The organism is Actinoplanes sp. NPDC023714, from assembly GCF_040639855.1.
Lineage (GTDB): Bacteria > Actinomycetota > Actinomycetes > Mycobacteriales > Micromonosporaceae > Actinoplanes.
On sequence record NZ_JBFAAR010000004.1, the window covers coordinates 208,351 to 227,181 of the forward strand.

The 18,831-nt window shown below is 70.8% G+C and carries 15 protein-coding genes and 1 pseudogene; 8 read left to right on the forward strand and 8 right to left on the reverse strand.

The features are described from left to right. Nucleotides 1–13 precede the first annotated feature (13 nt). Entirely contained in the window at nt 14–952 is a 939-nt protein-coding gene (locus AB0G10_RS20310; protein ID WP_360924956.1) for a LysR substrate-binding domain-containing protein, read from the reverse strand. 146 nt (nt 953–1,098) lie between these two features. Between AB0G10_RS20310 and AB0G10_RS20315 the strand changes: the two genes are divergently transcribed. From AB0G10_RS20315 to AB0G10_RS20325, 3 genes are read left to right on the forward strand one after another with little or no spacing between them, the layout of a single operon-like run. Continuing rightward, nucleotides 1,099–1,764 (forward strand): succinate dehydrogenase cytochrome b subunit, encoded by a 666-nt coding sequence (locus AB0G10_RS20315; RefSeq protein WP_360923604.1) that lies wholly within the window; start codon nt 1,099–1,101, stop codon nt 1,762–1,764. Nucleotides 1,765–1,766: 2 nt separating this feature from the next. Next, the gene (locus AB0G10_RS20320; RefSeq protein ID WP_360923607.1) at nt 1,767–3,707 is read left to right on the forward strand and encodes a fumarate reductase/succinate dehydrogenase flavoprotein subunit; all 1,941 of its coding nucleotides are present in this window, start codon (nt 1,767–1,769) and stop codon (nt 3,705–3,707) included. Beyond that, nucleotides 3,707–4,450 carry a succinate dehydrogenase/fumarate reductase iron-sulfur subunit gene (locus AB0G10_RS20325; protein WP_360923610.1) on the forward strand — a complete coding sequence of 248 codons (744 nt, stop codon included), beginning with the start codon at nt 3,707–3,709 and terminating at the stop codon, nt 4,448–4,450. The genes AB0G10_RS20320 and AB0G10_RS20325 overlap by 1 nt, the downstream gene beginning before the upstream one ends. A 303-nt stretch (nt 4,451–4,753) precedes the next feature. On the opposite strand, the gene AB0G10_RS20330 is transcribed toward AB0G10_RS20325, so the two are convergent. The 7 genes from AB0G10_RS20330 to AB0G10_RS20360 are packed head-to-tail and all read right to left on the reverse strand — an operon-like array spanning nt 4,754 to nt 10,255. Next, nucleotides 4,754–5,842 (reverse strand): glycosyltransferase family 2 protein, encoded by a 1,089-nt coding sequence (locus AB0G10_RS20330; protein ID WP_360923613.1) that lies wholly within the window; start codon nt 5,840–5,842, stop codon nt 4,754–4,756. Further along, on the reverse strand, nt 5,839–6,573 hold the full coding sequence (locus tag AB0G10_RS20335) for a carotenoid biosynthesis protein (protein WP_360924959.1): 735 nt from the start codon (nt 6,571–6,573) through the stop codon (nt 5,839–5,841). Before AB0G10_RS20335 ends, AB0G10_RS20330 begins: the two co-directional genes overlap by 4 nt. Continuing rightward, a complete protein-coding gene (locus AB0G10_RS20340) occupies nt 6,567–7,130 on the reverse strand; it encodes a GNAT family N-acetyltransferase (protein WP_360923616.1) in 564 nt (187 codons plus the stop codon). The genes AB0G10_RS20335 and AB0G10_RS20340 overlap by 7 nt, the downstream gene beginning before the upstream one ends. 2 nt (nt 7,131–7,132) lie before the next feature. Next, nucleotides 7,133–7,792: a monooxygenase gene (locus AB0G10_RS20345; RefSeq protein WP_360923619.1), complete on the reverse strand. Its 660-nt coding sequence runs from the start codon at nt 7,790–7,792 to the stop codon at nt 7,133–7,135. Further along, the gene (locus tag AB0G10_RS20350) at nt 7,785–8,255 is read right to left on the reverse strand and encodes a YbaK/EbsC family protein (RefSeq protein WP_360923622.1); all 471 of its coding nucleotides are present in this window, start codon (nt 8,253–8,255) and stop codon (nt 7,785–7,787) included. The genes AB0G10_RS20345 and AB0G10_RS20350 overlap by 8 nt, the downstream gene beginning before the upstream one ends. After that, nucleotides 8,248–9,069: an SDR family NAD(P)-dependent oxidoreductase gene (locus AB0G10_RS20355; RefSeq protein ID WP_360923625.1), complete on the reverse strand. Its 822-nt coding sequence runs from the start codon at nt 9,067–9,069 to the stop codon at nt 8,248–8,250. Before AB0G10_RS20355 ends, AB0G10_RS20350 begins: the two co-directional genes overlap by 8 nt. A gap of 10 nt (nt 9,070–9,079) precedes the next feature. Beyond that, nucleotides 9,080–10,255, reverse strand: a complete 1,176-nt coding sequence (locus tag AB0G10_RS20360) for an MFS transporter (RefSeq protein ID WP_360923628.1) — start codon at nt 10,253–10,255, stop codon at nt 9,080–9,082. 65 nt (nt 10,256–10,320) lie between these two features. Here AB0G10_RS20360 and AB0G10_RS20365 point away from each other — a divergent pair, with 65 nt between their 5' ends. The 5 genes and pseudogenes from AB0G10_RS20365 (at nt 10,321) to AB0G10_RS20385 (ending at nt 18,813) form a co-directional block, all read left to right on the forward strand. Continuing rightward, on the forward strand, nt 10,321–11,298 hold the full coding sequence (locus AB0G10_RS20365; RefSeq protein WP_360923631.1) for a winged helix-turn-helix domain-containing protein: 978 nt from the start codon (nt 10,321–10,323) through the stop codon (nt 11,296–11,298). 619 nt (nt 11,299–11,917) lie between these two features. Continuing rightward, nucleotides 11,918–12,319 (forward strand): SAV_6107 family HEPN domain-containing protein, encoded by a 402-nt coding sequence (locus AB0G10_RS20370; protein ID WP_360924961.1) that lies wholly within the window; start codon nt 11,918–11,920, stop codon nt 12,317–12,319. 127 nt (nt 12,320–12,446) lie between these two features. After that, a pseudogene (locus AB0G10_RS20375) lies at nt 12,447–13,088 on the forward strand (hypothetical protein); the annotation flags it as partial. 545 nt (nt 13,089–13,633) lie between these two features. After that, nucleotides 13,634–15,475 carry a DNA polymerase Y family protein gene (locus AB0G10_RS20380; RefSeq protein WP_360923634.1) on the forward strand — a complete coding sequence of 614 codons (1,842 nt, stop codon included), beginning with the start codon at nt 13,634–13,636 and terminating at the stop codon, nt 15,473–15,475. Nucleotides 15,476–15,486: 11 nt separating this feature from the next. After that, complete coding sequence (locus AB0G10_RS20385; protein WP_360923637.1) at nt 15,487–18,813, forward strand: error-prone DNA polymerase; 3,327 nt, start codon at nt 15,487–15,489, stop codon at nt 18,811–18,813. Nucleotides 18,814–18,831 lie beyond the last annotated feature (18 nt).

An 18,831-nucleotide genomic window follows, 5' to 3' on the forward strand; every position in this document is an offset into this window, starting at 1 on the left:
GGGATGCTAGCCGTCAAGGTCCCGAAGTGGACAGAGCTCGCACCCCGAACGGCAGCCGGCCGGAAGCGATGTGCTCGGTGATCACCTCGCGCAGGGCGGCCGCGGCGTGCGGCAGGACCGCGCCGCGGCGCTGCGCCAGGGCGATGGTCCGGCGCATGCCCGGGGGAGCGAGCGGGGTGGCCCGCAGCAGCGGCCGGTTCGCCAGCACCATGCTCGGCACCAGGGCGACGCCGAGACCCGCCTCGACGAAGGCCAGCACCGCGTCCATCTCGCCGCCCTCGACCGCGAACTTCGGGGTGAAGCCGGCCCGTTCGCAGGCGTGCACGGTGACGTCGCGGATGTCGTAGCCCTTCCGGAACATCACCATCGGGGTGTGCCGCAGCTCGGCCAGCTCCAGCTGCCGGGCCACGGTGGGCGCCGGGCCGTCCAGCACCGAGGCGACGACGAGGCTCTCCCGCAGCAGGTCGGTGGTCTCCAGGGCCGGGTCGACGCCGTGCTCCGGCTGCACGATGAGCGCCAGGTCGAGCGCGTGCGCCAGCAGGTTGGCGATGAGATCCTGCGAGCTGCCCTCGCTCACGTGCAGCTGGATGTCCGGGTGCTCCTCCCGGTACGTGCGGAGTATCCCCGGCACGAGCGAGGAGCAGAGGCTCGGCGTGGCGCCGAGGCGCACCTCGCCGCGGCGCAGCCCGACGATGTCGCGGACCGCGTCGAGGGCCGCGTCGGCGTCGGCGACCATGCGCTGGGCGAGAGGCAGCAGGGTCTCGCCGGCCACGGTCAGACTGATCGCGCCGCGGATCCGCTCGAACAGCGGCGCGCCGAGTGAGGACTCCAGGGTGTGAATCTGCTTACTCAACGTAGGCTGCGAGACGCCCAGAATATCCGCCGCATGTGTGAAATGCCTGGTCTCGGCGACCGCCACGAAGTACCTGAGTTGTTGCAGCTGCACGTTAATAGCCTACCGCTATGAACAACCGCCCGATCATGCATTAGACGAATGACTCGGGACTTTCTACCTTCCAAGTTGTGGCGGTAGACACTCCAATTCCCAAGACGACGAACGCGGCGGGCGCGACGGCACGCCCCGCTCCGCGTAGGTCGGTGCGACCCTCGTCGGTCACCCTTAAATTGATCATGGCGGTCAGCGGCATCGCGCTGGTGCTGTTCCTCTTCGCGCACGCGGCCGGCAACCTGAAGATCTTCGTCGGCAACGAGGACTTCGACCACTACGCGCACTGGCTGCGGACGATCGGCACGCCGCTGCTCCCGGACGTGTGGTTCCTCTGGATCATGCGGATCGGCCTGCTGGTCGCCATCATCGCGCACATCTGGGCGGCGACGCAGCTGACCATCCGGGCGAAGAAGGCCCGGCCGGTCAAGTACGCGCACCGGCCCAAGGTCCAGGGCAGCTACGCCGCCCGGACCATGCGCTGGGGTGGCGTGATCGTCCTGCTGTTCATCATCTACCACATCCTCGACCTGACGACGGGTCACCTGAACCCGGTGAACGACAAGGCGAACCCGCACGCCAACGTGATCGGCGACTTCGCCGCCGACCGCTGGTACGTGACGCTCTTCTACGTCGTCTCGATCGTCATGGTCGGCCTGCACCTGCGGCACGGCATCTGGAGCGCGATGCGCACCCTGGGCCAGCAGACCAAGACCAACGAGCGCCGCGCGCAGATCGTCGCGCTGGTGCTCTCCGTGGTGCTGGTCGCGATGTACCTCTCGGTGCCGTTCGCGGTGACGTTCGGATTGGTGAAGTGAACATGACTGACTTCTGGACCGAGGGCGAGCCGGTCGTCGACAAGGCCGCGCCGGACGGACCCATCGAGACCCGCTGGGAACGGCGCAAGTTCTCCGCCAAGCTGGTCAACCCGGCGAACCGCCGGAAGCTCACGATCATCGTGGTCGGCACCGGCCTGGCCGGCGGCTCCGCGGCCGCGACCCTGGCCGAGCAGGGCTACCACGTCAAGTCGTACTGCTACCAGGACAGCCCGCGCCGCGCGCACTCGATCGCCGCGCAGGGTGGCATCAACGCCGCGAAGAACTACCGCAACGACGGCGACTCCGTCTACCGGCTGTTCTACGACACCGTGAAGGGCGGCGACTTCCGCGCCCGCGAGTCGAACGTCTACCGGCTGGCGCAGGAGTCGGTGAACATCATCGACCAGGCCGTGGCGCAGGGCGTCCCGTTCGCCCGCGAGTACGGCGGCCTGCTCGACAACCGCTCGTTCGGTGGCACCCAGGTGTCCCGGACCTTCTACGCCCGGGGCCAGACGGGCCAGCAGCTGCTGCTCGGCGCGTACCAGGCCCTGGAGCGGCAGATCGGCCTCGGCAACGTCGAGATGAACGCCCGGCACGAGATGCTCGAGCTGATCATCGTGGACGGCAAGGCGCGCGGCATCGTGGTCCGCGACATGATCACCGGCGAGATCACCACCGAGTTCGCGGACGCCGTGGTGCTCGCCTCCGGCGGCTACGGCAACGTGTTCTTCCTGTCCACGAACGCCAAGGGCTGCAACGTCACGGCGACGTGGCGGGCGCACCGCAAGGGCGCGCTCTTCGCGAACCCCTGCTACACGCAGATCCACCCGACCTGCATCCCGGAGTCCGGCTCGCACCAGTCGAAACTGACCCTGATGTCGGAGTCGCTGCGCAACGACGGCCGGGTGTGGGTGCCGAAGGCGCAGAAGGACACCCGCCGCGCCGCCGACATCCCCGAGGACGAGCGCGACTACTACCTGGAGCGCATCTACCCGTCGTTCGGCAACCTGGTGCCCCGTGACATCGCGTCCCGTGCCGCCAAGAACGTCTGCGACGAGGGCCGCGGCGTCGGCCCCGGTGGCCTCGGCGTCTACCTCGACTTCGCGGACGCGATCAAGCGGCTGGGCCGCAAGGCCGTCGAGGCCAAGTACGGCAACCTCTTCGAGATGTACGAGCGGATCACGGGCGAGGACCCGTACGAGACGCCGATGCGCATCTACCCCGCCGTGCACTACACGATGGGCGGCCTCTGGGTCGACTACGACCTGCAGTCCACCATCCCCGGCCTGTTCGTGATCGGCGAGGCGAACTTCTCCGACCACGGCGCCAACCGCCTCGGCGCCTCGGCGCTGATGCAGGGCCTCGCGGACGGCTACTTCGTGCTGCCCAACACGATCAACAACTACCTGGCGTCCGGGCCGTTCCCCAAGATCTCGTCGTCCGACGCCGCCGTCGTCGAGGCGCGCAAGGAGGTCGAGGACCGGATCGCCAAGTTCCTCTCGATCGACGGCGACCGCACCGTCGACTCCTTCCACCGCGAGCTCGGCCACATCATGTGGGAGTACTGCGGCATGGAGCGCACCGAGGAGGGCCTGACCAAGGCGATCGGCCTCATCCGGGCGCTCAAGGAGGAGTTCTGGACCCGGGTGAAGGTGCCCGGCAAGGGCGAGGAGCTCAACCAGAACCTGGAGAAGGCCGGCCGGGTCGCCGACTTCATCGAGCTCGGCGAGCTCATGTGCATCGACGCGCTGCACCGCCGCGAGTCCTGCGGCGGCCACTTCCGGGCCGAGAGCCAGACCCCGGACGGTGAGGCGCTGCGCCACGACGACGAGTTCGGCTACGCCGCGGCGTGGGAGTACTTCGGCGCCGACGGCAAGCCCACGCTGCACAAGGAAGACCTCAACTTCGAGTACGTCCACCCGAGCACGCGGAGTTACAAGTAATGAACATCAAAGTACGGGTGTGGCGTCAGTCCGGTCCCACCGCTGCCGGGAAGATGGTCACCTACGACGTCAAGGACATCTCCCCGGACGCCTCGTTCCTCGAGATGATCGACGTTCTCAACGAGACGCTGATCCTCGCCGGCGAGGACCCCATCGCGTTCGACCACGACTGCCGTGAAGGCATCTGCGGCATGTGCAGCATGGTCGTCAACGGTGTGGCGCACGGCCCGGAGAAGGCCACCACGGTGTGCCAGCTGCACATGCGGAAGTTCTCCGACGGCGACACGATCGACGTGGAGCCGTGGCGCGCCGCGGCCTTCCCGGTGATCAAGGACCTGGTCGTCAACCGCTCCGCGTTCGACAAGATCATCCAGGCCGGCGGCTACATCAGCGCGCCGACCGGCACCGCCCCCGACGCGCACGCCGCGCCGGTCCCGAAGAAGGACGCCGACGCGGCCTTCGAGGCGGCGACCTGCATCGGTTGCGGCGCCTGCGTCGCGGCCTGCCCCAACGGCTCCTCGATGCTCTTCACCGCCGCGAAGATCACCCACCTCGGCCTGATGCCGCAGGGCCAGCCCGAGCGCGACAGCCGGGTGATCGACATGCTGCAGGCCCAGGACGACGCCGGCTTCGGTGGCTGCACCAACATGGGCGAGTGCGCCGAGGTCTGCCCCAAGGGCATTCCGCTGAGCCTGATCGGCCGCCTCAACAGCGACTACCGGAAGGCGCTCACCAAGCACTGACGGTCCCCGGCTGCCGGTGATGGGGCACAACGGCGTGTCCCGTCACTCGGTATCGAGTCTCCAGACGCCCGGCACAACGACGTGCCGGGCGTCCGGCTTTCCGCGGCCTTGCGCTCCTTTCCGGGTACGACGTGAGCCCCGCGGAGCGGTTCGGGACCGTGTGATCGTTTCGCCGGCTGGCGCTCAGGGCTCTCCGGCCGCCCGATTTGTCGCTCTGCCGTACAGCCACTTCTGCCTGGCTGTACGGCAACGTCGTATCCGTGCCCGATTTGTCGCTCTGTGGTACAGCCTGAGGAGAGCCGCTCAGAGTGGACGGCCGCGCCAGGAGAGCGTGTTCCGGGATCTCTTGTGGAATGAACGCGCCGTCAGATAGGCGAACAGCACCACGGACACCGGGTGCAGGAACGGATCGGGGAAGGGGCGGCCGCCCGTCGCCACCGCGCTGATCGTCCGGCCGGTCACTGCCAGGAGGTAGGCGGCGGCCGCGTAGGGCGTCAAGGGTGGGTAGGCGATCAGCAGGGGCGGGACGACGTACAGAAGGGAAAGAAGGACCACGACGGTGGCGGCGCCGGAAGCGGAGCCGAAGGAGCGCCAGAGGGATTTGGCGTAGCCGTCGGCCAGGTCGTGGAAGGAGTCGTACATCCGGCAGGTGGCCAGCGCGGAACCGTCGGCCAGGGCTATCCGGCCTCCGGAGCGTTTGATGGCCCGGGCCAGGCCGATGTCCTCGAGGATGTCGTCGCGGACCGGCTCGTGGCCGCCGGCCTGCTGGTAGCCCGCCCGGTCGACGACCAGCCATTGGCCGCCGGCGGCTGCGAGGGAGGGGCGCGGGGAGCGTTCCATCAGGCGCAGCGGGAGGAAGGTCAGCCAGGACCACTGCAGCAGCGGCTGGACGAGGCGGCCGGCGCCGGTGATGCGGGGGTACGGCGACAGCAGGGTCACCCCGGTGCGGCGCAGCATCTCCACGGCGCCGGCGACGGCATCCGGTTCGAGGACCACGTCGGCGTCGACGAAGACGAGCACATCAGGCTCGGAAAAAGAAGCGGAAGAGGCCAGGACGGACAGCTGGTGGCAGGCGTGCGGCTTGCCCAGCCAGCCCGGCTGAGGACCGGCGCCCCGGTGCAGGACCACCCGATCGCCGGCGACCGCGCGGACCACGGCGGCGGTGCCGTCGGTGGAGTCGTCGTCGAGGACGTGGATCGTCAGGTTCGGGACGCCGCGCTGGGCCAGCAGCGACTCCAGGCACGGGGTGACGCGATCGGCCTCGTTGCGCAGCGGGAGGAGGACGGCGACGCGCTCCTCGGTGGAGGCGGAGCGGCGGGGGCGGCGCAGCAGGAGCGCGTTCACCGCGGTGTGCAGAGTCAGCAGGAGCAGCGGGAGCAGAAGAAGGATCATGTACGGCGCAGCGCAATGATCAGGGGCGCCACCGCGGCGCCCATCAGCACCCCGCCCCAGACCGCCGACGCCGGCAGGTCCAGGAAGACGGCGTGCGCGAGGACCGACGACGCGTAGGTCCAGATCCAGAGCACGTACATCAGCGTGTCGCCGGGTAGTGGTTCCGACAACCCGCCCAGAGCGAACGACAACGCCGTCATCAGCACCACGGCGAACCCGAGCCAGCCCAGGTAGTTGCCGATCGGGATGCCCGGGACGCCGGGGAGGGCCGGCACCGGGTCGTGCCAGCGCCAGTAGCCCTCGGCCACCATTTGCGGGTCGAGGAAGAGGTCCCACGCGGCGAGCCCGGCCGCGGCCAGCGCGATCCGGGCGGCGCGGGAACGGGTCACGCGCACCGCGGCGAGCCAGGCCGGCCAGGCCATCCAGGTCCAGGCGAGCGGGATGATCAGCGGCACGCCGAGGACCTTGGGGCCGAGCTCGCCGGAGTAGTCGTAGGTGCCGAACGGGAAACCGGTGGCGACGCCGATCGCCTCGACCGCGAAGCCGCCGGCCGTGGCCGTGCCGACGAGGGCGGCGACCGCGCGCGGACCCCGGGAGGTCCACGCGTGCGACACCGACAGGGCGACGCCGATGAGCACGGTGGCGACGGTCAGCCCGGCGCGCACGTCACCGCCGGTGAGGGGGTAGCAGATCTGGGCCAGGATCAGGACGCCGAGCAGGTATTTCAGGATCGTGCTTCCTCCGACAGAGAGGCGAGCGGCAGCTCGCGGCCGAGGATGGCGAAGGCGCGTTCGTCGCCGGGGAACCAGAAGTTCCGCAGCACGTCGGTGAACCCGAACCGGCGGTACAGCCGCCACGCCCGGGACGCCTGCTCGTCGGCCTCCGGTGTGGACAGCAGGACGGTGCTGCCCTTCGCCATGGCGAGCAGGGCGCGCAGCTGGCGGGCGCCGAGGCCGTGGCCCTGGGCGACCGGGCGCACGTGCAGCTCGACCACCTCGAAGCAGTCGCCGAGCCACTGCCGGCGTCCGGGCTCGTCCAGCGCCGAGCGGACCTGGTCGTGCCACCACTGGCCGGGGATCGAGGTGTAGCCGTACCCGAAGCCGGCGACCTTCCCCTCCGGGGTGAGGGTCGCGACCGCGCGGAAACCGGGCCGGCGCACGTGCGAGCCGATGTAGCCGCGGCGGGTCTGCAACAGCTCGGGGCGGTAGCCCATCGCCTCGCCGTAGACCGAGACCACGTCGTCGAGCCGGCGCAGCAGGTCGTCCGGCTGCCAAGCTACGAGCCTCATGCTTACGTACGCTCCCATCCCAGGACGGACCGGTCGCCGTTGACGTCGAGCACCGCGAAACGGGCGAAGAGCTCCTCGGCGTACCAGCGGTCAGCCGGGGTGCGGGCGATGGCGGCGCGGTGCTGCGGCTGACGGTACGCGAACGCGGTGAGGTCCGCGGCGCTGCGCCACACGCTGACCGTTCCCTGCCAGCCGATCGGCGCCTCCCCGACCCCGAACCGGGCCAGCAGCCCCGGCGCCTCGGCGAGCTCCCGGGCCACCGCGGGGATGGCCGACCAGAACCGGACAGCGCGGGTGGGACGCAGGCGGGCGCGGGTCAGCGCCAGGACCGGCCCGTCCGCTTTCCGGCCGGTCGGCTGGAACGGTTCCCGGCCGGACCACGCGCCCCGGCTGATCAGCGGTTCCAGGTCGACGCGGGCCCGCGACGCGGCGATCCGGTCCCAGGCCGGGTAGCGCACCGGGCGGTCACTCACCGAGATGGCCGCCCAGCGGGTCAGGTCGGTGTCGGAGGGGCCGAATCCGGTGCCGGTCCCCGTACCCAGGAATTTGGCGAAACGCACGCCCGGAAGATCTCGCCGGGCGAAGGCCATGCGCAGCATGGCGGAGCCGACGAGACGACGCGGGACACGCCAGACGTGCAGGCTGACGACGCTCTCAGGCAACTGAGGCCGGCGTCCCGCTCGTCACCCGGACCAGCTCGGCGTAGGTGATCGGGAAGACCGACTGGGGCACCCCGGCCGCCGCCCAGACCACCGGGTACTGCTCGAGGTCGACGTCGATCAGGGTGCGGACCGGCTTCGGGTGGCCGAGCGGCGCGACCCCGCCGATGGCCTGGCCGGTGTGCTGCCGGACGAACTCGGGGGTGGCCCGCTTCAGCTTCGCGACGTCGAGCAGCAGGGCCACCTTCGTGGTGTCCACCCGGTGCGCGCCCGAGGTCAGCACGAGCAGCGGCTCGCCGTCGGCGTCGAAGATCAGCGAGTTGGCGATCTGACCGACCTCGATGTCCAGCGCGGCGGCCGCGAGGGCGGCGGTGTGCACCGCCTCGTCCAGGATCACGATGTCCGCCGGCGCTCCCGCGCTCTCCAGAGCGTCGCGCACCGCTGTCACATTGGGATGATCAAGCATTTCCCGCCCCCGTCGCCTCGGCACTGGCCTCCCAGAGCTTGGCAGCCAGCTGCTGGTCGCGCGCGTGCGGGGCGGGGGTGGCCGTCTCCCGGCCCACGTAGTAGCCGCCCTGCGTCAGATCGGCCTTCGGCGCCGTCGCGAGCCAGACCAGCAGATCGCCGGCCTTCTCCGGGGTGACCAGTCCCGGCGCGTACTTGTAGAAGAACCGGGTCAGGCGGCCGACCCCGAAATTGCTGCGTACGACCCCCGGGTGGAACGAGACGCTCGTGATGTCCGGCCAGCGCCGCGCCGCCTCCGACGTGAAGAGGATGTTCGCGGCCTTGCTGGCGCCGTAGGCCTGCCACGAGCTGTACTTCCCCGGATCGCCGGCCAGGCCGTCCGGGTCGGGCCTGCCCTGCATGTGCGCCCGCGACGCGGTGTTGACCACCCGCCCGCCGCGCAGCCGCTCCCGCAGCAGGCTGGTCAGCAGGAACGGCGCCAGGTGGTTGCCCTGGATGGTGGCCTCGAAGCCGTCGGCCGTGCGGGTGTAGCCGGCGACCATGCCGCCGGCGTTGTTCGCCAGCACGTCGATCGCCGGCAGGCTGGTCAGCAGGTGATCGGCGAGCGCCCGCACCTCGGCGAAGGAGTTGAAGTCGGCCCGGAACCGGCCCGGCTCGCGTCCGCCGCCCGCCTCGCGCACCTGGGCCACCGCGTCGGCGAGCCGCTGCGGATCACGGCCCACCAGGACGACGTCGTCGCCCATCGCCGCGAACTGCTTGGCGGCGGCCAGGCCCACGCCCGAGCTCGCGCCGGTCACCACGATCGTCCGTCCCATGCGGCCTCCTCTACGCGGGTGTCATTATCCCTGTTCCCCTCTTCAGGGCCGGGGCAAGCGCGAGGGTCACGGTGATCGACGCGACGGCCATCACGGTGATGCCGGTGGCCGGGGAGGTGTACTGCGCGATCCCGCCAGCCAGCGCCGCGCAGACCGCCTGCGTCGTGAGCATCCCCGAGGTGTGCAGGCCCAGCGCCTGACCCATCGCGTCGGCCGGGACCCTCTTCACCAGTTGCTCCTGGAGCAGCAGCGTGGAGCAGTATCCGACGCTCGCGGCCACGACGGCGAGCGCCGCGATCGGCAGGGGAGGATCAAAGGCGAGGAGCAGATAGGGTACGGCGAGAAGCAGCCGCAAGTAGGGCGCCAACCTGTCCCGCCACTCCGGGCCGAGGAACCGTCCGGCCAGCACGTCGCCGGCCAGCATGCCGGCCGCCGACGCCGCCAGCAGCACACCGGCGCCCTCCGGGTCGTAGGGGACGAAGAGCGCCTCGCAGCCGACGATCAGGCCGTTCGGGATCCAGAGACCGGCGTACACCGGCCGTACCGATGGAATCGACCACAAGCGACGGTTGACCCGCCAGGTCTCACCCACCGAGGGCCGCCCGGCGGCGCGCGGAGCGCGGCGGGACAGGCCCAGCCGGGCCACGAGAGCCGCCGTCAGGTGCAACGATGCGCCCACCAGCAGGGTCTGGCTCGGGGTGAGGACACTGACCAGCAGGCCGCCGGTGGAGAAGCCGACGATCTGCATGGTGCCGACCGAGATGTTCAATGCGGATCTGCCGAGGAGGTAGGACCGCTCGGGGACGATTTCGGTGAGCAGTCCGGAGCGGACGCCGCCCGCGACGGAGCTGTTGAGCCCTAGTAGTAGCAGGGTGAGAAATATGCCCCACGTCGGGATTTTTGCGGAAATGACGGTTATGAGGCTTGCGGTGATCACGGCGAGGGTGCTGATCGCCGCCCGGGGCGGGAGGCGGTCCGCGGCCGACATCAGCAGGGTCGCGCCGATGAACTGCGCCAGCGACGGTCCGAACATCGCCACGGCCGCCAGGAAGGGCGAGCCGGTGCTGCCGTAGACCGTCGTGGCCAGGGCCAGGCCGCTGATCGTGGTGGCGGCGTTCTGCACGCAGGCGGTGGTGAAGAGGGCGGCGAACTCCCGGTTCCGGAACAGCTCGCGGTAGGTCTGCATGGTCGGGAAGTCTTCGCGGGAGGCCCGGCGGCCGGTTAATGTTTCGCGGACGAGCGAAAGGTCGGATGGCAGTGGGCTTCTGGAACGTCGACGCCGACACGCTCGCCGGCAGCCGGTTCACGGTGTCGCCGATGGCCGAGACGCTGGCCGGGTTGATGAGCCTGCACAAGAACCGCGCCGGTCAGCTCGACCTCGTGCGCTCCCATCGCGCGTCCTATCGGGCCCGGCTCGCGTCCGACCCGGTCGACGTGGCGCTGGTGGATGCCGTGCTGCGGCCGCGGTGGGTCGCGAACTTCGCGTCGCCGGTTCCGCTGGGCACGTCGTTCGCCGAGGAGGTGGCCGTCGTGCGGGCGGCTCCTCCCGCGCAGGTCCGTACCGATCTGATCATGGCCTTCACCGCGGGCCGCTCCTCCTACCTGCCCGGCTCGTGGCCCCTTCTGGAACGGGACGACCTCGCCGAGCGGATGGCGGACCTGCTGACCTGGGTCTGGCAGCACGCCGTGGAGCCGGACTGGGCGCGCCGCCGGCGGATCCTCGAGGCGGACGTGGTGGCCCGTACCCGGCAGCTCACCCTCGGCGGCTGGGCCGATGCCCTGGACCGGATGCGCGACGGGATGCGCTGGCTCGGCGGAGGGCGGTTGCAGATCAACGTGCTCGACCACCCGCCGCACGACATCTCCGGGACGCGGCTGTCGTTCGTACCCGTGACCGTGTCCCGTGGCTGGGTGGCCCAATCGCCGGGCCGGCACGCGGTGATCTACCAGTGCTCGGGGGTGCTGGCCTCCCCGGCGGGCGCCGCGGTGCCCGGCGCGCTGGGGCGGCTGCTCGGCGAGGGGCGGGCGCGGGTGCTGCTGGAGCTCGATCCGCGGGCGCCGAAGAGCACGTCGCAGCTGGTCGCGATCACCGGTCAGGGGCTCGGCTCGGTGGGCCGGCACCTGAAGATCCTGCTGGAGGCCGGGTTGGTGCTCCGGCGCCGGGCCGGGAGAAGCGTTCTGTACGCGCGGACGCCCGTGGGTGACGGTCTCGTCGAGGCCGCTTCGTGATCGTCTCCGGGTTCGGAGCGTATTCGATCATCCGTTCGAAAAAGTGGCGGCGAGCCGCCCGCGAAGGTTGCCTTTTCGTCGTAGGCGGGTGCTAGTCTTTGCCGTAGTTAGAACGGATGTTCGAAAGAGCGTTCGCTCTGACCCGGGAGCGTGTTTCGCGGCTCGCCTCCCGGAGTGGCGCACGCGAAGCGTCACACGTGCGATCCGGGTTTTCGCGGGCCCGGGTCCACACATGGCAGGCCGCCGCTCGCTGCCCCCGACCCCCGGTGGCGGGCGGCGGACCCGCCGACGGTGCCGGCCGGGTGTGGTGTGGGGAAGCTCTGCACCCGGCCGGACGTACCCCGGTGTCACCGCTGCGTCTTCCTCCGCGGCACACGGTTCGACCACACGTCGGATGCGGAACAGGCGAGGAGATACGAGCATGGCGAGCACCACGGCCCCCGGCCTCAGGCCGGCTCCCGGTCTGGCGCAGGCGCCCAGCGCGTCCGGCAGACCCAGCGCGTCCGGCAGACCCGGCGTTTCGGGTATCCCCGCGCCGCGATCCATCGGTGAGCAGGTGGCCGGTGTTCAGGCGCCCAGTGCCGTCGGCAAGGCGGAGACGCCTTCGATCCCGGCGCACATGCTGCCGCACCGCACGCCGGCCCAGTTGCTGGCGCTCGCCCGGGCGGGCTTGACCGAGGCGGCGCACACGACTCCCGACGGTCTCCGCTACGCGGCAGCCCACCTCGCCGCCCTGCGCGCGGCCGCCGCCCTGCTGGCCGCCCGTGCCAGACCGGCGGCGTCCGGCCGGCGCGCCCGGGCGACGAGCGTGTGGTCGCTGCTCTCCCTGGTGGCGCCCGAGTTCAGCGACTGGGCGGGCTATTTCGCCCTGGGCGCCGGCAAGCGGGCCGCCGCCGAAGCGGGCATCCCGAGAGTGGTGAGCGCCCGCGAGGCCGACGACCTGTTGCGAGCGGCCGAACAGTTCGTGGCGGTCGCCGAGTCCTCTCTCGGCGTGACCTACCAGCCTCCGCTGGCCGCATGAGCTGACGTCCGGGCCGCGGCGCGGATCGTGAGTTCTCCTGGCCCGCTCGCTGGACGTGGGCTTTCCTGGCCGGCTCGCTGGTCGTGGGGGCGCTTGGTTTTTCAGGTAACACAGAGCGGGGCATGACGTGGCGGGGCGCATGGTCAACAGTGCGGCTGCCCTTGCGGGGCTGGTCCGGCCGGCTACCGGTACCGACGAACCCGGGGCGCACCGGATGCTTCCGGTCGCGCCCGAGTTGGGCGGGCTGCTTCCCGGGCGGGGGCTGCGCCGGGGAAGCACGGTGTCCGTGGACACCGGGCGTGCGGCGCCGGCCGGCGGCGGCACCTCGCTGATGCTGGCGCTGCTCGCCGCCGCCTCACGATCCGGTTCCTGGTGCGCCGTCGTAGGTGTGCCGATGCTCGGCGCCCTGGCCGCCGCGGAGAGCGGAATCGTCCTCGACCGGCTTGCGCTCGTACCGAACCCCGGCCCGGACTGGCCCACCGTGGTGGCCGCACTGATCGACGGGGTGGATGTAGTGGTCACGGCCGTTCCGGGCGCGGTCTCGGGTTCGATAGTGAGCAGGCTGGCGGCGCGGGCGAGGCAGCGGGGAAGCGTACTGGTCCCGTTCGGGGACTGGTCCGGCGCCGACGTGACGTTGCAGGTCGGGCGCGCCCACTGGGAAGGACTGGGCCCCGGCCGAGGCCGCCTGCGCCGTCGCGAGGTGACCGTCACGGCGCGCGGGCGAGGCGCGGCCGCCCGCCCCCGCGAGATCACCATGTGGATGCCGGGCGTGACAGCCCACGCCGCAATCCCGGCCCGGCGCCCCCACCCCGCTTCCACGCCCCACCCCGCTTCCACGCCCCACCCCGCTTCCACGCCCCACCCCGCTTCCACGCCCCACCCCGCGTCGCATGCTGCGCCCGCGTCGCACCTCGTGCCCGCTTCGCACGTCGCGCCCGCGTCTGCTCGCCAAGCTCCTGCCGATCTTGTTGATGTGGGCGGGGGCGGGGCTGCGCGGATCAACAAGATCGGGAGTGATGCGCCCGCGTCGCATGCTGCGGCCGCGTCGCATCTCGCGTCCGCGTCGCACGTCGCGTCCGCGTCGCACGTCGCGTCCGCGTCGCACGTCGCGTCCGCGTCGCACGTCGCGTCCGCGTCGCACGTCGCGTCCGCGTCTGTTCGCCAAGTTCCTGTCGATCTTGTTGATGTGGGCGGGGGCGGTGCTGCGCGGATCAACAAGATCGGGAGTGAGGCGGCGGCGGCCGAGGGGGCGGGGGCGGAGGACGGGCGGGTTGGTGGGCGGGGTGGGCTTCGGCTTGTTGGGGAGGGGGACTAGTGGAGGCGGGGGTTCGTACTCTGCTGATCTGGTGTCCTGATTGGCCTGTCGTCGCGGCGGAGATTGTGGACGGGGTGCCGGGGGAGGCTCCGGTCGTCGTGATGGCGGGGAATCGGGTGCTGGCCTGCTCCGAGGCTGCTCGGCGTGAAGGGGTTCGGCGTGGGCTTCGGCGGCGCGAGGCTCAGAGTCGGTGTCCGCAAGTGATTGTTGTGGAGCATGATCCGGGGCGGGATGCGCGGGCCTTCGAGCCGGTGGTGGCGGCCATCGAGGAAGTGGTGGCGGGTATCGAGGTCATCCGGCCCGGGGCTTGTGCCGTGGCGGCGCGGGGGCCGGCCCGGTACTTCGGGGGCGAGGAAGCCGCCGCGGAACGCATCGTCGAGCAGGTTGCCCAGGCCTGTGCGGTGGAATGCCAGGTGGGGATCGCCGACGGAGTGTTCGCCGCCGGGATCGCGGCGCGCACCGGGATAGTCGTGGGGGCGGGACGCGCACGGGAGTTTCTTTCCTCCGTACCCGTCTCGGCTTTGGAAAAGCCGGACCTGACCGACCTGCTGGACCGGCTCGGGGTGAAGACGCTCGGGGAGTTCGCGGCGTTGCCGGCGAGCGACGTGCTGACGCGGTTCGGGTTTGAGGGAGCTCTCGCGCATCGATTGGCGTCCGGTTCTGATCATCGGCCGCTGGCGGTTCGGCAACCGCCGCTGGATCTTGCGGTGGAGGAGGTCTACGACGACGCGCTGGAACGGGTGGACGTGGCGGCGTTCGCCGGGCGGGCCCTCGCCGAGCAGTTGCACGAGCGGCTCGCGGCGCACGGTCTGGCCTGCACGCGGCTCGGCATCGAGGCGGTGACCGGGGATGGGCAGGAGCTGTACCGGGTGTGGCGGCACGACGGGATGCTCACGTCCGCGGCGATCGCCGAACGGGTGCGGTGGCAGCTGGACGGGTGGCTGACCGGGGCGCGGCGCGGGGCGATGTCCGGGCCCACCGCGGGGCTGGTGCGGCTGCGGCTGATACCGGACGGCGTGATGGTCCATGTCGGACTCCAGCCGGGGCTCTGGGGTGAGACCGGGGAGGAGCGGGAGCGGGCGCATCGGGCGTTCAGCCGGGTGCAGGGCCTGCTCGGGCCGGATTCGGTGGTGACCATGGTGCTCGGCGGCGGGCGGTCGGCGGACGATCAGGTTCGGCTGGTGCCGTGGGGTGACGAGCGGGAACCGGCGCGGGCTGCGGCGGAACATCGGGAACCGATTCCGGGGGTGGTCACGGAGCCGCTGCTGGGGAAGGTGGCGTCGGTGACGCCGCTGAGGCCGATCCATGTGGTCGGGATGTCGGATAATTCGGAAATGTCCGGCATGCGACGCGGGGGTGAGGGGAGTGGAGGGCAGCACGGGGGTGCGGGGAGTGTAGGGCCGCACGGGGATGCGGGGAGTGGAGGGCGGGACGGGAAGGTGGGGAGCGGGTTCGCGGTGGTGGCGGTCGGGCCCGGAAAAGGAAGGCGCGGCGTCAAGGGCAAACCGGTCCTTCCTCCCTGGCCGGGGCGGTTTCCGCGACCCTCGCCGGCGATCGTCCTGCCGGAACCGCTGCCTGCTGTGGTGCGGGATGGAGAGGGGCGGACCGTCGGGGTCAGCGCGCGGCTCGAGCTGACCGGTGAACCGGTGAGTCTCGCGATCGAGCGGGGGCGGCCGTGCGCCATCACCGGGTGGGCCGGGCCGTGGCCCGTCGACGAGCGGTGGTGGGCGCCGGAGGAGGCGCGGCGGCGGGCGCGATTTCAGATGACCACTGAGGACGGGCGGGCGCTGATGCTCTCCCTGGCGCGGGGGGAGTGGCTAGTGGAGGCGATTTATGACTGAGAAAACAGACCGTGGGCTTTCATAACCCCGAGATGCCCTGGTCCCAGCTGGAGCGCACGCTCAGCGGGGACGGGCTGGTCGTCGACCCGCTCGCCGTCGACGGGGATGGCGGGGATTCGCCGGCCTGGAGCCGGAAGCGCCAGCCCTACCGGCCCTCGCCGGGGCTGATCCGTTCGGAGAGCCGGACGAAGTACGCCGAACTGCACTGCCACACCAACTTCAGCTTCCTCGACGGCGCTAGTCACCCCGAGGAGCTGGCCGAGGAGGCGGCGCGGCTCGGTCTGACCGGTCTGGCCGTCACCGACCACGACGGTTTCTACGGCGTGGTCCGGTTCTCGCAGGCGGCCCGCGAGCTGGGCCTGCCGACGATCTTCGGCGCCGAGTTGTCGCTGGGGCTGACCCGCTCGCAGAACGGCGAGGCGGACCCGGAGGGTGCCCATCTGCTGGCTCTGGCGCACGGCCACGAGGGCTACGCCCGGCTGGCCCGGGTGATCTCCCAGGCCCAGTTGCGGGGCGGCGAGAAGGGCAAGCCCGACTACGGCAGCCTCGAGGAGGTCGCCGAGGTGCTCAAGGATCACGTCCTGGTGCTGACCGGCTGTCGCAAGGGGACGGTCCCGCGCGCCCTCGCCACGGGCGGCGTCGAGCAGGCCGCCTCCGAGCTGGACCGTCTCGTGGATCTCTTCGGCGCCCCGAACGTGGCCGTCGAGCTGACCGACCACGCCGACCCGTACGACGGGGACCGCAACGACTACCTCTACGCGCTCGCTGCCAGCCGCGACCTGGAGGTGGTCGCCACGAACAACGTGCACTACGCGACTCCGTCCCGCCGCCGGCTCGCCACCGCGCTCGCGGCCGTCCGGGCCCGCCGCAGCCTCGACGAGATGGACGGCTGGCTGCCCGCGTCCGGCGCCGCCCACCTGCGCAGCGGCGACGAGATGGCGCGCCGGTTCGCCGACTATCCGGGGGCCGTGGAGAACGCCGTGATGTACGCCGAGGATCTTGCCTTCGACCTGAACCTGGTCGCGCCGAGGCTGCCCGACTATCCGGTGCCGCCGGGCCACACCGAGATGAGCTGGCTGCGCGAGCTGACGATGCGGGGTGCGAAGCAGCGTTACGAAGACGGCGACAGAAAAGCGTTCGAGCAGATCGACTACGAACTCAAGATGATCGAGGAGCTCGGCTTCCCCGGCTACTTCCTCGTCGTCTACGACATAGTGGACTTCTGCCGAAAAAATAGGATTTATTGCCAAGGCCGCGGCTCCGCCGCCAACTCCGCTGTCTGCTATGCCCTATTCATAACAAACGTCGATGCGGTCAAACATCGACTACTTTTTGAACGCTTCCTCGCCCCGGAACGCGACGGCCCACCCGACATCGACGTCGACATCGAGTCCGACCGCCGCGAAGAGGTCATCCAGCACGTCTACGGCAAATACGGCCGCGAGCACACCGCCCAGGTCGCCAACGTCATCTCCTACCGCCCCCGCTCGGCGGTCCGGGACATGGCGAGGGCGTTCGGCTTCTCCCCGGGCCAGCAGGACGCCTGGAGCAAGCAGATCGACCGCTGGGGCGACGTCGCGACGGCAGAGAACGACATCCCGGAACACGTCATCGAGAAGGCCAACGAGATCCAGAACTTCCCGAGGCACCTCGGCATCCACTCCGGCGGCATGGTGATCTGCGACCGCCCGATCATCGAGGTCTGCCCGGTGGAGTGGGGCCGGATGCCGGGCCGCTCGGTGCTGCAGTGGGACAAGGACGACTGCGCCGCCGTCGACCTGGTCAAGTTCGACCTGCTCGGCCTCGGGATGCTGTCGGCGCTGCACTACGCCTACGACATGATCGAGGACGAGCTCGACCTCGGGACGATGCCGCTGGACGACCCCGAGGTCTACGAGATGCTCTGCCGGGCCGACTCGGTCGGCGTCTTCCAGGTGGAGAGCCGCGCCCAGATGGCGACCCTGCCACGCCTCAAGCCACGGCAGTTCTACGACCTGGTGATCGAGGTGGCGCTGATCCGGCCGGGACCGATTCAGGGTGGTTCGGTCCACCCGTACATCCGCCGCAAAAACGGCCTGGAGGCGCCCCGCGTGCCGCACCCACTCATGGAGAACGCGCTGGCCAAGACCCTGGGCGTGCCGCTCTTCCAGGAGCAGCTGATGCAACTCGCGATCGACGTGGCCGGCTTCGACCCGTCCGAGGCCGATCAGCTGCGCCGGGCGATGGGCTCCAAAAGATCAAAGACAAAGATGGAGAGGATCAAAAAGCGACTGTACGAGGGGATGGCCGGCAACGGGATCACCGGCGAGCTCGCCGACGACCTCTTCCACAAGCTGTCCGCGTTCGCGAGTTACGGCTTCCCGGAAAGCCATTCGATGAGCTTCGCGTACCTCGTCTACGCGAGCGCGTGGCTGAAGCGGTATCACCCGGCGGCGTTCTGCGCGGCGCTGCTCAACGCGCAGCCGATGGGCTTCTATTCGCCACAGTCCCTGGTGGACGACGCGCGGCGGCACGGCGTCGAGGTGCGCCGGCCGGACATCAACCTCAGTGACGCGGCGGCGACGCTGGAGACGACGCCGGATTCCCGGCTGAAGGCCGCGGCCGGGGAGCCTCCGCACGCCTGGGGACTGCGCGGCCCGGCCGTCCGCCAAGGGCTTTCCAGCATTCGTACGATCGGAGCCGACCTCGCGGAGCGGATCGAGATGGAGCGCGAGAACCATGGCCCGTATCGGTCAATGACGGATCTGGCCCGGCGCACCGGCTGCTCCACCGCACATCTGGAGGCGCTCGCCACCGCCGACGCTTTCGCGAGCTTCGGGCTCTCCCGCCGCGAGGCGCTCTGGGCGGCCGGCGCCGCCGCGCAGGACAAGCCGGACCGGCTCCCCGGCACGGTGACCGGCACCGAGGCGCCGATGCTGCCCGGCATGAGCGAGGTGGACGTGCTGGTCGCGGACGTCTGGGCGACCGGCCTGTCCCCGGAGACCCACCCGGCCCGGTTCCTCCGCGACCAGTTCGACGAGGCCGGCGCGCTGCCGATCGACCGGCTCGGGGCGGTGGAGGCGGGCACCCGGATCCGGGTCGGCGGCATCGTGACCCACCGGCAGCGGCCGGCCACCGCGGGCGGGGTGACGTTCGTGAACCTGGAGGACGAGACCGGGATGCTCAACGTGACCTGCTCGCCGGGACTGTGGCAGCGGTACCGGCGGGTGGCCCGGAGCAGCACGGCGCTACTGGTGCGCGGCCGGCTGGAGAAGGTCGAGGGGGTGCTCAACCTGGTCGCGGACCGGCTGGAGCAGGTGACCGCGCCGGTCCGCCCGGCGTCCCGAGATTTCCGATAAATCGCTTTTCAGGTGATT